The sequence below is a fragment of the Nonlabens sp. genome, assembly GCF_051251825.1.
Lineage (GTDB): Bacteria > Bacteroidota > Bacteroidia > Flavobacteriales > Flavobacteriaceae > Nonlabens.
Genome location: NZ_JBPOGG010000006.1, coordinates 175,965 through 193,013, shown reverse-complemented (window position 1 = coordinate 193,013; position 17,049 = coordinate 175,965). Strand labels below are relative to the sequence as shown.

Annotated in this window: 10 protein-coding genes; 4 read left to right on the top strand and 6 right to left on the bottom strand. The window is 36.7% G+C overall.

Annotated elements, in window-relative coordinates; all coding sequences use genetic code 11:
- Positions 1-65 precede the first annotated feature (65 nt).
- Both cphA and ACSHWW_RS09665 read right to left on the bottom strand, forming a co-directional pair.
- On the bottom strand, positions 66-2,708 hold the full coding sequence (gene cphA, locus ACSHWW_RS09670; RefSeq protein WP_435682243.1) for a cyanophycin synthetase: 2,643 nt from the start codon (positions 2,706-2,708) through the stop codon (positions 66-68).
- An 84-nt stretch (positions 2,709-2,792) separates the two neighbouring features.
- On the bottom strand, positions 2,793-4,340 hold the full coding sequence (locus tag ACSHWW_RS09665; RefSeq protein ID WP_435682242.1) for an NAD(P)H-hydrate dehydratase: 1,548 nt from the start codon (positions 4,338-4,340) through the stop codon (positions 2,793-2,795).
- Between the two features lie 281 nt (positions 4,341-4,621).
- Between ACSHWW_RS09665 and gcvT the strand changes: the two genes are divergently transcribed.
- Together gcvT and ACSHWW_RS09655 are read left to right on the top strand one after the other, a co-directional pair.
- Positions 4,622-5,704, top strand: a complete 1,083-nt coding sequence (gene gcvT, locus ACSHWW_RS09660; protein WP_435682241.1) for a glycine cleavage system aminomethyltransferase GcvT — start codon at positions 4,622-4,624, stop codon at positions 5,702-5,704.
- Positions 5,705-5,823: 119 nt separating this feature from the next.
- Entirely contained in the window at positions 5,824-6,639 is an 816-nt protein-coding gene (locus tag ACSHWW_RS09655) for a sugar nucleotide-binding protein (RefSeq protein ID WP_435682240.1), read from the top strand.
- Positions 6,640-6,692: 53 nt separating this feature from the next.
- Here the strand turns inward: ACSHWW_RS09655 and ACSHWW_RS09650 are convergent, their stop codons facing one another.
- From ACSHWW_RS09650 to ACSHWW_RS09635, 4 genes are all read right to left on the bottom strand, one after another.
- Positions 6,693-7,925: a DUF3999 family protein gene (locus tag ACSHWW_RS09650; RefSeq protein WP_435682239.1), complete on the bottom strand. Its 1,233-nt coding sequence runs from the start codon at positions 7,923-7,925 to the stop codon at positions 6,693-6,695.
- Positions 7,926-7,935: 10 nt separating this feature from the next.
- Entirely contained in the window at positions 7,936-10,425 is a 2,490-nt protein-coding gene (locus ACSHWW_RS09645; RefSeq protein WP_435682238.1) for a DUF2339 domain-containing protein, read from the bottom strand.
- 449 nt (positions 10,426-10,874) lie between these two features.
- Positions 10,875-11,714, bottom strand: a complete 840-nt coding sequence (locus ACSHWW_RS09640) for a 1,4-dihydroxy-2-naphthoyl-CoA synthase (protein WP_435682237.1) — start codon at positions 11,712-11,714, stop codon at positions 10,875-10,877.
- 33 nt (positions 11,715-11,747) lie between these two features.
- Entirely contained in the window at positions 11,748-12,014 is a 267-nt protein-coding gene (locus tag ACSHWW_RS09635) for a hypothetical protein (RefSeq protein WP_435682236.1), read from the bottom strand.
- 162 nt (positions 12,015-12,176) lie between these two features.
- Here ACSHWW_RS09635 and ACSHWW_RS09630 point away from each other — a divergent pair, with 162 nt between their 5' ends.
- Both ACSHWW_RS09630 and ACSHWW_RS09625 read left to right on the top strand, forming a co-directional pair.
- Positions 12,177-13,187 carry a hypothetical protein gene (locus tag ACSHWW_RS09630; protein WP_435682235.1) on the top strand — a complete coding sequence of 337 codons (1,011 nt, stop codon included), beginning with the start codon at positions 12,177-12,179 and terminating at the stop codon, positions 13,185-13,187.
- A 45-nt stretch (positions 13,188-13,232) separates the two neighbouring features.
- Positions 13,233-16,952 carry a T9SS type A sorting domain-containing protein gene (locus ACSHWW_RS09625; protein ID WP_435682234.1) on the top strand — a complete coding sequence of 1,240 codons (3,720 nt, stop codon included), beginning with the start codon at positions 13,233-13,235 and terminating at the stop codon, positions 16,950-16,952.
- Positions 16,953-17,049: the final 97 nt, after the last annotated feature.

Genomic DNA, 17,049 nt, shown 5'->3' with positions numbered 1-17,049 from the left:
TAGCTAAGCTTCAACTGACATAGCAAATTTTCACAACATCAAATTATTACATCATCAAATTAAATCTAATCCAATAAATGCAACTCACCACGATTATCCATTTCTTTCAATTCCTTTACGAGATCCAATGCATCTGGGATCACGTCGCTTGATAAAACTATTAGAGAACCTTCAACGGCATTTTTAACGGCATATTTGATAGCCTCATTTTCTGATGGGATGATAGTTGTTTTTTTATTAGGATCTTTCTTTTGGATACCGTCGTTAAGCATTTTGATTAACTCTTCTTCGGTTTTACCTCGTAAGCGTTTGTCTTGTCTTATGATGATTTCGTCAAACATCTCTGCGGCTATAGAACCTATTTCATTGTTATCTTCTACTCTTCGATCACCAAGCCCTGCAATGATTCCTACTTTAACAGTCGCATCAAGCTCGTCTGTGAAATTTTGTAACGCTCGCATTCCTGCTGCATTATGAGCATAATCTAAAAGAATACTGAAGTTTTTAAACTTAAACATATTTAATCGTCCAGGAGTTTGCGCTGCAGATGGTACAAAGGTTTCAAGTGCTGCCTTGATATCTTCATTACTTATTCCTTGAACGTGTGCTGCAAGTATAGCTGCCAGCACATTCTGAATCATGAACTTTGCTTTTCCTCCATAAGTCAGCGGAATATGCTCTGCTTTCATCAAGCGCATTTTCCATTCTCCTCTGCATATGGTCACAAAACCATTTTCATAAACAGCCGTGATTCCATTAAGCCTCTGTAATGCTTTAATTCTAGGATTGTTTTCATCCATAGAGAATAAAGCGACATTACAATCCACTGTGCGACGCATGTCATATACTAAGTCATCATCTGCATTTAGGATGGCATGACCATCTGGTAATACTGTTTCTGGGATTACTCCTTTAACTTTAGCAAGTTGTTCTACCGTATGAATTCCTTTTAATCCTAAATGATCTGCAGCTACGTTTGTAACGATTCCTACATCACATCTTTTAAATCCTAATCCTGCACGAAGTAATCCACCACGAGCACATTCTAGAACTGCCATATTTACCGTAGGATCTTTAAGTACAAATTCTGCACTTGCAGGACCTGTGCAATCTCCTGTCATTAATAACCTGTTCTGGATATAAACTCCATCACTAGTGGTGTAACCTACACGGTAACCGTTCATTTTTGCGATGTGCGCGATTAATCGTGAAGTTGTGGTTTTACCATTAGTTCCAGTTATTGCTATAATAGGAATACGACCGGTTTCTCCTTTAATAGGAAACAATTTATCAATTACTGGAGACGCTACGTTTCTAGGTAATCCAGTAGTAGGCGCTAAGTGCATTCTAAATCCTGGACCAGCATTTACTTCCAGCACAGCTCCACCAGTCTCAGATAATGGCTGTGAGATATCAGTAGTCATGATATCTATTCCACAAATATCAAGATCGATAATTTTTGAAATACGCTCAGCCATACTTACGTTTGCTGGGTGAATAATATCAGTGATATCTTCGGCAGTTCCGCCGGTACTTAGATTTGCAGTGTCTTTAAGGATTAACTTTTCGCCGTGAGCGATAACAGAATCCACCGTATAACCGGCATCTTTTATAATGGTCTCTGTGAGCTCATTTATGGTGATTTTTGTGAGTACATTTTCATGACCGAAACCACGTCTAGGATCGCTATTCACTCGATCCACAAGTTCTTTAACTGTTGATTTCCCGTCACCTATGACGTGAGCTGGAGTTCTTATCGCTCCTGCAACAAGCTTATTATTAATCACGAGCAGTCTATAATCCTGACCAGTAATGAATTTTTCTACGATGATTGCTCCGCTACGTGAGCTGTCTTTTGCATGATTAAATGCCACAAGTGCGTCCTCATAATTTTGAATATCAACCGTGATTCCTCGACCATGATTTCCATCTACTGGTTTGATTACTAGCGGATAGCCTACATAACGACAGGCTTCTTCAAGACTGCGCTCTCTACGTATAATGTCTCCACGTGGCACTTCAACTTCGGCTTGTTCTAGTAAATACTTAGTATCTTCTTTATCACAGGCAAGTTCTACACCTATACTACTCGTTTCACTAGTTACTGTGGCTTGAATACGTTTTTGATTTGCACCATAACCTAGCTGTACTAGCGAGTATTTATTAAGTCTGATCCATGGAATACCGCGAGATTGTGCTTCTTCTACTATAGAACCTGTACTAGGACCTAAACGAGAGCTTTCACGCAGTTCACGCATTTCTTGAATATCTTCTTCAAGATTGTATTGCGCTCCACTTATTAATGCCTCACAGATACGTACTGCGGCTTTGGCAGCATAACGACCTACATTTTCCTCCATATAAGAGAACACCACATTATAAACGCCTTCTTCTCCATAACCACGAGTTCTACCAAAACCAGTATCCATTCCTGCTAGCGTTTGGATTTCTAACGCAATATGTTCAATCACGTGACCCATCCAGGTTCCTTGATCTACACGCATGAAAAATCCACCTTCACAACCTTCAGAACAGCGGTGAGAATACATAGAAGGAAACATCGCTTTTAACCGATCTCCAAAACCATCTACTTTATCAGTTGGTTTTTCCTCCATGTCTTCCAGGTCCAACACCATCACGATTAATTTATGTCTTCTAACCGACCAGTAATTAGGTCCTCTCATGGCATTTATCTCGCGTATATTCATTGGGTAGTTGGTTTTAAGTTATGGTTCTTGTGTAATTCCTAAATATATAATTTTAATACCGAATTGAAGTACTTATTAAAGTCCTTATTGCTGCGGTGCTTGTTGTGGTTGCTGTTGCGGTTCAGGTCTGAATAGCTCTAATATAGCGGCACCTACAAAGTTTGAAATAATACTCGCTTTTAAACCTTCGTGAGCATAAGTTTGGCTAGCAATATCTCCTGACGTTCCATGAATAAAAACACCAAAAACTGCTGCCGTTAAAGGATCATAACTTTGAGCAAGTAATCCTGCAATCACTCCTGCGAGCACATCTCCACTACCAGCCGTAGCCATTCCTGGATTTCCCGTATCATTAATATACATGCTTTTACCAGAAACGATAATTGTGTGCGCTCCTTTTAAAACTAAAATAACGTCCTTATCAGTAGATAATTTTTTAGCTTTTTCTAATCGGTCATAATCGTCAGTCCATTCACCTACTAATCTCTGTAACTCGCCATCATGCGGCGTGAGAATAGAATTGTTAGGCACCATTTTCCAGTATTCTGGTTTCTCTGATAAGATGTTTAATCCATCTGCATCTATGACTAGCGGTTTAGATTGTTGAGATAACGCTTTCGCCAAAGCGTGTTTCACATCATCTCCTGTGCTCAATCCTGGTCCTACACATAAAGTAATATCTTTCAAGTCGTGTTCAAAATCGGTAATGAAATGCTCACCTTTTCCTGTAATGGTCATCACCTCAGGTAAAGAAGATTGTAACAGGTCACTTGCCTCTTCAGGAAGATAGGCAGTCACTTTTCCTGCGCCCATATTCATTGCAGCTCCTGCAGCAAGAATAGCTGCGCCTACTTTTCCTTTGCTTCCTGCCATGGTAAGTACGTGACCGTAGTCACCTTTATGGCTAAATTTCTCACGTGGTTTATACATACTACGAGCAGCGTCAGGCGTGATGATTTGCGCAAGTGGCGTGGCTTTCATTAAGTACTCAGGATCTAGCCCTATTTTAATCACTTCAAAAGTGCCAGCGTATTTACCGGTTTGAGGCAAGTAAAAACTAAGTTTAGGTGTTTCAAAAGAAAAGGTGTGCTGCGCTTGAATGATAGGCGCATCTATAACTTGTGGTGTGTTTGCATATAAACCGCTAGGTACATCTATCGCTAGTTTAAATGCTGGTGATTTATTAATGTAATGTACTAAATCGATCATCCAGCCTTCAATAGGTCTATTAATTCCAGTTCCAAAAATGGCGTCCACGATAATATCTTGCTGGTTGATCTCTGGGAAATCTTCTTTGCTAGACAGTAAAACAGGCCAGTCCTTAGTGACTTCTTTTATTTTATCATAGTGAAACAAAAATTCTGGAGCTCGTTTTTTACTAAAATTAGTCACGTAAACTTTAACATGATAACCATGCTGGATCATGTGACGCGCTAGTGCTAGTCCATCACCACCATTTTTACCTATTCCACAAAATATCTTGATAGGAACCGGTGAACCTTGTAATCGCTGATGGATGCGCTCAAAAATGAGCTGCGCAATGCGCTCCATGAGGTCATTACTTGTAATTTGGTTTTTATTAATGGTCGATAAATCAGCTTCGGCGAGCTGTTGTGCACTTAGTATTTTCAATGTGTATGTTTTTGCTGTCTGCAATTTAAGGAATGAGACGGAATACTTTGAAATCCTAATAACAAATCTTAAAATTCAAAGTTTAAGATTTCTAACATCACCGAAACCTTTCCCTAACCCTAAAGGGTAGGTTTCTAAATTAAGTTATTAATATTCTGATTTCCGCAGCCTTTAGGGTTAGGGAACGGAAACCAAATAGAATTTCACAATTTTCTATGAGTATGTTTTTAAAGAATAATAGGTTAAATCCATACATTTGCTAGACTGATAAAAAACATTTCATGAAAAACACAGCTCTTACAGCAATACACGAGGCGCTAGGCGCAAAAATGGTTCCTTTTGCAGGTTTTAATATGCCTGTTCAATATGAAGGTGTCAACATAGAACACCAGAATGTACGTGAGCATGTAGGTGTATTTGATGTTTCTCACATGGGTGAATTTTTAATTTCAGGTCCTGAAGCACTGAACTTAGTACAAAAAGTATCTTCAAATGATGCTTCAAAACTGACTGTAGGTCGTGCACAGTATTCTTATCTACCTAATGAAACTGGTGGAATTGTAGATGATATGATTACTTATCGTGTAAAAGAAGACACCTATTTACTGGTAGTAAATGCTTCAAACATAGATAAAGATTGGGCACATATTACTAAGCACAATACTATGGGCGCAGACATGAAAGATCTGTCTGATGATTATTCTCTACTTGCCATTCAAGGTCCCAAAGCTGTTGAAGCGATGCAGTCACTTACCTCTGTAGATTTAAGTGCTATCAAATTTTATCATTTTGAGGTAGCAGATTTTGCAGGAATTGAGCATGTTATTATTAGTGCTACAGGTTACACAGGTTCTGGAGGTTTTGAGATTTACTGTAAGAATAGTGAAGTGGAACAAATCTGGAATAAAGTATTTGAAGCTGGAGCAGATTTTAATATCAAGCCTATAGGTCTTGCAGCGCGTGATACCTTACGATTAGAAATGGGATATTGCCTTTATGGAAATGACATCGATGAGACCACTTCTCCATATGAAGCTGGACTAGGTTGGGTGACTAAATTCACTAAAGAGTTTGTGAACCACGAGCAACTTCTTGATCATAAAGAAAAAGGTGTAGATAGAAAGTTAGTAGCATTTGAAATGGATGATCGCGCGATTCCTCGTGGTGGTTATGAAATTAAAGATAGTAGCCAGAAAGATTTAGGAATAGTAACCAGCGGAACCATGTCTCCATCTATGGGAATAGGAATAGGAATGGGATATGTTCCACCTATTTTTGCAACTCCTGGCAGTAAAATTCACATTCAAATACGCAAGAAACTAGTTCCAGCAACCGTTATCAAGTTACCATTTTATAAAAAGTAAGAGCTCATCCCAATGGGAAGGGAATTTATTTCACACTTTTTCTATTAGAAATAGTATGGAATTAAGATCTCAATTAAAGTTACTTCATAGTACTTCAAAATCAATAAACTAAACAATTTTTGAATCGTATTTTAATTTTAGGCGGTAGTGGCTTTATAGGTAATGCGCTCTACAAGGAGCTTGCGCCCTATTATGATGTGCATGCTACTTATAAAACAGATCATAAAGAATTTGATAACAACCAGCATTTCCACCAGCTGGATATGGAACTTGAAGATATTCAAGGACTACTAGATTCTCTCAAGCCTAAATTTATAGTCAGCGCTGTGCGTGGTAATGTAAATTCCCAAGTTCATCTACACGAGCGACTCATAGATTGGGTAGTAAGAAATGAGTCTCGCATTATTTTTATGTCTAGTGCAAACGTCTTTGATCGTTTTACCAACTTCCCTAGTTACGAGCATGACAAGACTTTTTCTGAAAGTATTTATGGGCGATTTAAGATTAAAATTGAAAACGCTTTATTGAGATTGCATCCTTCTAAATACGTGATCTGTAGAATCCCGATGATCTTTGGGAATAACACGCCACGAGTGGAAGAAATAAAAAAGCAACTTCATAACAAAGAAGCTATTGAAGTTTTTCCAAATGTGGTCATTAACGCTACGCACATTAATAAACTGACACAACAAATCCATTACCTCATCAATAAACGCCGCCGTGGTGTGTTTCACTTAGGCAGTGTAGATTTGATTCATCATGTTGATTTGATACGTGAAATTTGTCAAGTGCTGGGTTATCCGCATCCATTGTTGAAGCAGGTTTTTGATAGCAATGAAGACCGTCAATTGTCTGTATTGCCCAAGGATAATTTGTTACCTAAACATTTACAACTCACTATTGAAGACGTTGTAGAGAGTTGTGTGGTGATGTAGGTGTACGCTTTCGCGAAAGCGTAATTCTCACAATCATTCCACTCCTCTACTTTTTAAGAATCTGTATTTTTCAACATCTTAAAAGTAAAACCGCCAAGTACGAGAATGATAATTCCCATAATCGCCCACAACCAGAATTCATTTTCAAATAAAGCAGATATTCCAGCGACTTCTTTCTTCTTTACTTTTTGAACTGGTCCTAAGGTTAAGGCTTTGAGATTTTGAGGTATATTCTTTTTTACTTTTAAAATATCATAATTAGGCTTGTGTGCCTTTTTATTTCCATAAACTAATTGATAACTCGCAGGTTCTGAGAAACGAGCAACAAGTTCATAGCTGAAACCTTTAAGACTTACAGAAGTAATATCCAGCGGCTGATTGTCAGCATTATGAACCACTACTCTAAATTTACGCGCAATGACGTCGTTGAATTCAAATTCGTTTGCTTCAAGGGAATTTAGCGTTCCCGTTTTAATGGTTTTATAATCATATTTCCAGCCTTTCTCGGTCTCCACACTATCTGCTAGATAAGTAAGACTTGCAGATCTGAAATAATCATAATCGTTCTTCACATTAACCATAAGGCGACTTACAGGAACTGAATGTTCTAGCTCGACATCTATGATCGTTGATTTTCTTTTCTTGTCCTCAGTGATAGAGAAGTTCTTGAGATGATGATCTACAAAGACTCCATCGGTTTTTTGTTGTTTGAAAATTTTTGAAGCGAGTAATTCCGGTTGATTTTCACTTTTTACTAAAACTCTGAAATATCGATAACTCGCTGGTGGAAAAACGAGATCTGTAAATTGATAGTCGGTTGAAGAGTTTTTAATAGATAAAATTCTATAATCTTCCAGTATGGTGAACCATTGCTTTTGGTGCTGGCTGCCTTCTAGAGTTACTTTCCAGTCATAATTATCTTCCTTGAACTTCAAGTTGATATTACTGATGCTGGTTTCCTCATCCAATTTAAAAGTGTAATAGAATCCATTTTTTGTTTTAGTCTGATTGATGATTTCAAAGGAGTGCTGTTTGCTCTTAAATTGCTCAGAATTTATCTTTAAAAAGTAAGGCGCTTCTATCGTGTCGTTATCTTTTGAAATTCCGTAAATCCTGACATCTTTTAAAGAAGCTTTTACTTTATCAAACATCTCATCGGGAATTGGGATGCTGTGCCAGTCAGCTGTTACTTCATTAATGGATCGTTCATAATTGTAATCACTCCATTGTGCATGAGCATTAAATCCTATTACAAATAATATAAAAGCGCAAAAATATAATTTCATAGTTCTCATTTTAAGAGTCATTACGTGCATCAAATTCGTCAGTATAGGATTGCTTTTCTTCTCTTGAAGGTTGATCCAGATTCTGTTGGGTTGGTAATTCCTTCTCTTCTGTGATATAGTTGATCTTGTTTTTGTATTTATTATATAGGAACGAGATTATTAATAATAGAATTCCTAAGGATACAAATACAATCGTTTTGGATATCGTAGGTAAACTGGTGAGATCATAGAAAAAGAGTTTGATTAAGGTAATCCCAAATAAGATCATTCCTCCTATTCTCAAATAAGGCTTGTTTTTCCAAATTCCAAAACCAATTAATAAGAACGAATAAACACCCCATAGAATACTCAGGCCGAGTTTATAAGAATCTCTTGCTCCACCTATGTCTAGCCAGTGAATCAATTCACTACTTACTACCCAAACAATGGTCACATGTAGAATAATATCATAAGCTATTTTAAAACCACGACTTATACCTGGCTTTTTAATAAAACGATACAATGCGATCATAGCAAATGCTAAAAATACAAATGATACATAACGAATCAATAGATAAAAAATCCCACTATTGTAATATTCTGATGGCTCTAAATAGGATTCTCTCAATTCACTCATAGAATATAAACCTTGTACTAAGAACACAAAAATGGTAGCTAGTGTAAGAACTAACGTAGCATTCTCAATAATTACATTTTTGATTTTCTTGAAATTCAAGTAAGAAAGCAACCCAACAAAGAATAAAGTATAGTTTATCAACCATATCGATTTGAAATCATGCAAACTATAATCACCACTTCCTAAGTAGGTAGTACTTGAGCTCAAATTAAGATTTGAGTTAAAGAATAATTGATCCCAGTACAGTTCAATTTCTAACCTAAATGCATAGTACAAACTACCTATGAATAATATAGGCACCGCGTAACTAGAGATTTGAAACCAAATATTATCGTTCTTAAAGGCAGATTCAAATCCATCTCTGCGTTGCAAGTAAAGAATAATACCAAATCCTGCCACAAATAACATAGAAGTCAAGAAACTCATATTCCACAGCGGCAACAGCTGATTATCTGCGGTAATGAAATAGCTGCTATAATTTTCTATCCAGTCATGCACCATACTTAAAAATGCCAATAGCATCAACGGATAAGAAAGCTTCTCATAAATAGATATGTTCTTAGTAGTTCCAAACCAGAATAGCAATACTGCAAGTGCCGTCCACATTAAGGTTACCCAATTACCATCTAATTGCACGGGCACAGCTATAGTGATAAATGTAAGTACCAGCGCTGTTGCATAATAGAATAGCTTTTTATCGCTCAAACTTTGTTTGTAAATCACCACTGCTACTGTAAAGTGTAAGAGTGCATTTACTAAGGTGAACAAGCCTAATAAATGTTCTCCAGTATCATTCCCATTTAATATAGCATATCCTATTCCATAGAATATAAAGGAATTTGCAAATAACAATATGATATCAACCATATTGAAGGCTTCTTTTTTTACCAATTTGTAAGCTAGAAACGTTAAATAAAAGATGATATAAAACACAAATAAGAAACCTAAGGCTAGTGAAAAGTGTTTTTCATCACTATAGTCCATGATGAACCAAGAAAAATATATCAACCAAGTCATTCCAAATGCAGAATAATACAATGGTTTCCAATACTTTTTAAAAGCTATAATCAAGATTCCTATATTGATAATAGCGATATAACTAAATAGAACTTCAACCCTACCAGAGTCATTACTTAATAAAAAAGGAACCGCATAAGCACCTACTAATCCTAAGTGCGCTATGATTTGTCTATTATAATTAAGCGATGCAACTACCGTAAAACAGGTAAAGAGCACCATGAGTATAAACGCAACTGTTTGAGGTATGAGATCATAAAAGCTGTAGGCAAAAAATGTAATAAAATATAAAGTTACAATAGCGCCGCTGACTAATACTGCACTATAAGCTTCATATTTTTTCTTCAATTTAATTCCAAAACCCAGCAACCCTATAGCAGATACATATCCAAGTATGATACGAGTTAACGGACTGATAAGCTCGTTTTCAATAGAATATTTTGCACCTATACCTATTCCTATCACCAGAATTAAAATCCCGATTTTGTTCAATAGGTTTTCCCCTATGAATTTTTCCAGATTAGATTTTCTTAAAGGAGAAAGTTTTTTAGGTTTTGGAGCTTGGTGTTGATAAGCAGCTCTTTGTTGTTGATGCTGTTCTTGTTGAAATTGTGGATTGGTAGTTCGCTGTTGTAAAGATTGATCTACCCATTGTCTGTTAGACGTTTCTTCAGTTTTAGGCTGTTCAGGTGCTATAGGTTTTTGCACAGGAGCAGCATCAAAAGTATTCTCATTTTTTAAAGAAGCTTGCAATTGATCCAGTTGATTTTTTAAATCAAAGATTTCATACTTAAAGGATTCCTGTTTTCTAGACAGCAGCGCTAGCCGTTCCATTAATTGTTTGATAATTTCTTGCTGGTCTGCCATAAGGGATAATTCAATGAAGTACTTAACTACTGATACCTTTTGCTAATTTAGGGAAAAAGAGGCATTCAATGAATGTTTGAGAAAATTAGTCAGTTTCCGCAACAAGTGCGGAAATTCAAATTATTAAAGCACTGTCATTAATGTTAATTTATAACCAAAATTTACTACAATCACTTCGACAAGCTCAGTACAACGCCCAAAGTGTGAGTTTTGTGTACAGTAAGTTACATTATGTGTAAACACCCATCCCAACCTTCCCTCAAGGGAAGGAGTTTTTATTGTAGTTATGGAAAATTGAAAATCTTTTTGAAAACCGATAACTTTTCCCCAACCAACTCGACAAGCTCAATACAACACCTAAAGGATGAGTTTTCTACTCAAAAACAAAGAACTGAAAACAGAAACCAAAAACCCAGCAACCCAAAAACCTAACAACCCAAAATCTAATCTTAAGGTATATAACGATCTGTTCCCCAATCTGGAGCGCGTTTTTCTAGGAATGCTTCTCTACCTTCTCGAGCCTCGTCAGTCATGTAGATCAATCGCGTCATTTCTCCTGCAAACACTTGCTGACCTACCATGCCATCATCAGTAGCGTTCATGGCAAACTTTGCCATTTTAATAGCAATAGGAGATTTTTTAAGAATTTCTTGTCCCCAATCATAAGCTGTCTGATCGAGTTCATTGTGTGGAACAACGGCATTTACCATTCCCATATCCATGGCTTCTTGAGCGCTGTAAGTTCTTCCTAGGAAGAAAATCTCACGAGCTTTTTTCTGTCCCACCATTTTTGCGAGGTACGCACTTCCATAACCAGCATCTACACTGGCTACGTCAGTATCAGTTTGTTTAAAAACTCCATGTTCTTTGCTGGCTATGGTCATATCACACACTACGTGCAGACTGTGTCCGCCGCCTACTGCCCATCCTGGCACTGCACAAATCACAACTTTGGGCATGAAACGGATCATGCGCTGCACTTCTAGAATATTTAATCTTCCAGTACCTGAATCATCTTTATAACCATCGTGTCCACGAGCATTTTGATCGCCACCACTGCAAAAAGCCCAACCACCATCTTTTTTTGATGGACCTTCACCAGTTAAAATGACTACGCCTATAGAAAGATCTTCTTGCGCATCATAAAAAGCTTTAATGAGCTCGCTCACTGTTTTAGGACGGAACGCATTACGCACCTCTGGCCTATTAAAAGCGATACGGGCAATCCCATCACATTTTTTATAAGTGATATCTTCAAATTCTATGGCAGTTTTCCAGTTGATGGACATAAGTATTATTTTTACACAAATATAAGTCCTATCCTATTGATACCATACTCTCACGACTTCAATCATATAAACGTATCCACCACCCATGTTCAATTTTTTAGCGTTGGTTTTCTTTTTTGTGTAATTCATGGTAGGAACAAGTAAGGTTTCCACATTGATGATCTTCATGTTGTAATTTTTACGTATCCATTCATTGACACGTTCTAGCACCATTTGCGTGGATTCGTAACTACTACCTGACCAGAATTTTTTTTCTAGTACCTGCGGCTCAAAGTCTTTATAGTTGATTTCGTTTGTCATGCCTTATTAGTAGCAATTGGATTGTAATTGTTACGCTTTCGCGAAAGCAGCATTAAAAAAATCAAGTGTTCCATACCGTTTATCCATCCAAAACAACCGTTGCAGTATTTACACTTGAACTGTTATGACTTTACAAGCACATTTGTATCAAATATTTAAATCATGAAAACCAAGTTTCTACTTTTATTACTTATTGCAATTTCATTTTCTTGTACTGAAGATGATGGTACCGCTTCAACGATTACATGTATTGATAATACTTACTTTGCTCTGAGTACTAGCGATATGCAAAACACAAATAATGTCATAGACGTTTTACAAAATACTACGGCCAATATTACTACCAGTTCATTTACTATAAATGGAGGAATAGGAACAGGAATAACGCCTCTTAACCATCCTAGCGCTTGGGATAAAGTAAATAGACAATTTATATGGTTTGATCAAGAAGAAGCTGCAGATGCTCTTGTGTATGATGAAGCCACTAATTTTACTACAAACCTTACATTACCTAATAGTTCTTGGGGATTTTTAGGAAGAATAAGTGCTCCAGTATATTTAAACGGCACCTTATATGTTCTAGACCAAGATGTTAATCCTGCTTCACCTAGATTTAATATTCACACTATGAATCCATCTACTGGAACTCTAGGTCCTATACTCGCTACAGGTGGACTTATTCCTGGTACTGCTCCATTTGATTTGACTAACACATATGCAACAGCCACAAGCAATAATGTTGATAAATTATACTTTAGAGTAGGAACAGAAATGTTCTCATATGATGTTAATACCGCTGTGCTAAATATTTTTAACTCCTTACCATTGAACGGTACCTATCATTCAGGATTAGAATACAATCAAACTAAGGATGTGTTTTATGTGTTGACAGGAGACAACTTAAATGTGGATCTTGTGGAACTAGAATTCACCTTACCAAATAATTTTACCGCTACAACTTTATATAGTGGAGTTAATGTAAATGTAGAGTCCATGCAGCTGGAGTGGAAAGAATGTGGAAAAAGACTTCATGCGATTTCACATTTTAACTTTGGGAATCCATCCACTCAAGCTCAAACTGAGATTATAGAATTTAATCTAGACGCCAGTCCATCATTTGTGACTCAATCCTTTAATGGGTTCATCTTCGGTTTTGTACATAAAGAACTTTAAAAAATAACAGCTAGTTCTGTACTGGCTGTTTTAATACTTGATATTATGAGAAAAATTACTCTTTTATTTGTTTTATGGGTTTGCTCACTCCATCTACAAGCACAATCTATTAGTGCCAGCAGTCAAACTGGCGAAGCCACCATTCAAAAATCTACACCGCAAGTAACGAGCATCGCTACTGGTGAACCGTTTGCTTATACTATAGATTTTCAAAATCTGAATCCAGCAAATACTTTGACTATAACAGATCTATTACCTGCTGGATTATGCTACACAGCTAGCGACATTACTGCCGACAATACTTTTATAGATTTTAATGGTAATCCAGTATCAAGTTCTATTACTGGATTGATAGACACCAGTTCTTTACCAGCGGTAGTTTTTAGTATTACTAATAATATACAACGTGGTTCATTTACCATTAATGTCACGTTTTGCGCTGGTATCACAGCAGATGGTTTTACAGCCACAAATAATATCACAGCAGATTATACAACCTCATCTGGAACGGAGAACTTTGGACCTGCAACTGGTTTAGTAAGTACTGCAAGTGCTGTGAGCCCATGGGGAAAGATTTCAAAAACACCACTATTTCCTGCAGTGACTGATCAAAATGGTAATTTCTTTATTCCGACTACAGGTGGTACTGCACAATTCAACATTATCGTAGAGAAAGATCCTGCGTATCAAGGAATATCTTTTGGTATGCTGAATCTTCAAAACCCAACCATTTCAGAGATTGTATCACCGCCATGTGCTACTGCTACTTTAATTAGTGGTCCAGGAACTTTAGATCCTGTAACAAACATAATCACATTAAATAATGATTTGATAGGTTCAAATCCTTTTGAAAACGTTCAATTTATCGTTGAAGTAGATTACAGCAATTGTCCAGCTTTTACAAATGGTCAGGTTATTCCTAATACTGTAGAATTAAATGGTACGCCAGTAGGTGAAAGTCCTGCAACCGCTATTGCAACAGATACGGCAACTGTTACCGCAGTAGACAACTTGCCGCCTCCTACTTTAGGTAGCGCAATGATCAAAAGTGTATTTATTACTAATCCAGTTGCCGGTTGTCAAGGTGCATATGACATATTATATTCCAATAGTGATAATAGACCTGTTGCTCTAGTTGATATAATTGACAATTTACCTAATGATATTATACCTCAATCCATACGAATTAGCGGATTGATTAACAGTGCTTCTTCAAATACAAATTTTGATCTTATTATTAATGGGAATCCTTCTATTCCTGTAGATTTGAGTATAGGTTATAATGGTACGTTTACTCCTGCACCAGCTGGAAATAGTTTACAACTCGGCGCTCAAAACAATACACTTCTCTTTCCAGGAGATCAATTGAATATCACTATCATCTTTACCGTTGATCCAGCCTTAACCATAGGAACTTCCATTACTAATTGTTCAGATTTTCAAGGCGAGATTTTACTGGAATCTCCTGCTGCAAATGTGGCCATTAGTAACAATAGCTGCGCATCATTTACCATCGCTGCCGAAGAAGTCAAACTATGTGCTGTTAAAAAAGTACGTAAATCAAATACGGGCGATCCCTATCAAACTGCGATAACAAACATAGTTCCTACAGATGAGCTTGATTTTGAAATCTGTATTCAAAATAATGGTAGTCTTGATTTCAACGGCGTTCTCACTGATGTATTAGATCCTAAATATGAATTTATATCTGTAGATAATACAAACATGCCAGCGGGAACCACATTCACACAAAACGGACAAAACCTTACTTGGAGCGCTGTCAACCTAGTTGAGAACTGTTCAGCTTTCTTTGCGGCAAACACTTGCTTGAACACTGTTAATCAATCATTTTGTGCAGTAGTTAAAGTTAGAGTAAAACCATATACTGTTCCTGGTAACATAGATAATGTAGCGACAATTACGGATAGTGCTAATAATTTATCAGTGACCACAGATTTTGCTAAGGTAAATGTCATAGAATCTGTTGTGATTTCTTTGAAAAAACAAATATCAGATGATGATATTACTTATCAAGATGCTCCACTAATTTATGACCCAACTTGTAACCTCGATGTTTATTATAGACTTATTGTAGAGAACTTTGGGAATAAGGCGCTCAATCAATTTCAGATTATTGATGAATTACCAGCCGCAGGAGATGTGTATTACCCAACCGTTTTAACCAGGAACAGCTCTTTTTCATTAGTTAATTATGCCGCTACGGCACCCGATTTTACAGTTTCCTATTTAAATAGTACACCGTCAACGACTGTTGCACCTAATAATTTTGATTGTAATACTGTTGCGACAGGAACTACATCACCTAGTCCTACTACCCAAACCGTTTTATTTGAAAACAGCAGCATTCTTAATCCAGCAGATAGTTTTACAATAGACCTGAGTGCTAGCTTACCATCTGTTGCTGTTGGTACGAATTCTATGGTGTCAAACAGTGCTTATCTTGTGAATTGTGATGCAGGAACAGGAATTATTATTCCTAGTAATCGAGTTGAACTAACTATAGATTCACCTATCGATCAATGTGAACCGCTTGACTTTTTACCTTATCAAGCAGCCGTAGGAAATCTGTTCCCACTAGCAATTGAACACGAACTCGATACAGACCGATTCGGCACGCTGGATAAAGAATATGGAGATATGGATAATGATGGCGATACAGATATACTTTATACTAAAATAGATGCCAGCTCAGGTTTTCCTGTACTGCACTGGTTAGAAAATACCGCTGGTAGAAATACAACTCCTATTTTTAACCTACCACCAGTTAATATGAATATTCAAAATGCGTTATCCTATAGACTATACGACTGGAATAATAATGGATGTTTAGATCTAGTAGTATATGGAGTGAATACAGAAACCAGAGTATATTATAATGATTGTGCCGGGAATTTTAGTTATGGAGCTTACCTATTGCTTGAGAACATAGACTATCCTTTTGGACCGGCATTAATGGAAGTAGGTGATTTGAATAATGATGGATTACCCGATATTATTTTATCATCTCAAAACACCATGTTTCCAGGAACAGCTTACTTTGAAAATAATGGTTCTGCCACGTATCCATATTTTGATTTGGTCGCTCCACAAGGTTATACAAGTTTTGGAACTATGATTACAAATATTTACATGCCAGAAAATGGAGATAGTTACCCTACACCTGAATTATATGATACGGACTGTGATGGAGATTTAGACCTATTAATCAGCGATCCGTTACTTCCTGGATCCGTAGGTGGTAGAATGTATTTTCATGAAAATACTGGTGGAACAACATCTTCAATTTATCCTAATATAAATACTACAGGCGTTTCAAATCAATTTGGTCTTAACGATACTGCATCAGGAATAAGTGATTTAAGATGTGATTGGGTTGTCACAAGAATTGTAGATTATTATAGTAATGGTTGTCCTATAGCGATAAGCTATAATCCATGTGAACGTAAGTTCTTTTATTATGATCAAGACGATTGTGGCTGTGCTACACTTTCAAATACGCAGGTAATTATTCAAGATAGACCGTTGAAATTATATCCTAATCCTACTACTGATCAATTCTTTATCAATGGTGAAACGTTAGAGGACAATCGATATATCATTTATGACCTCAACGGTAGAAAATTGAGTGAAGGGAAATATCGCGCAAACCAAGGAATCAATTGCAGCAATTTTAAAGCTGGTCTCTACTTTATAGCTATTGAAAATAATAATCAGTGGCAATCTTTAAAATTTGTGAAGAAGTAGAGCTGTAATAAATACGCTTTCGCGAAAGCGTGTTTCATAAAGTCAAAGTGACATTTCATAGTACAAGAACAGAGATTGAGCAAGTTATATCAAGTAA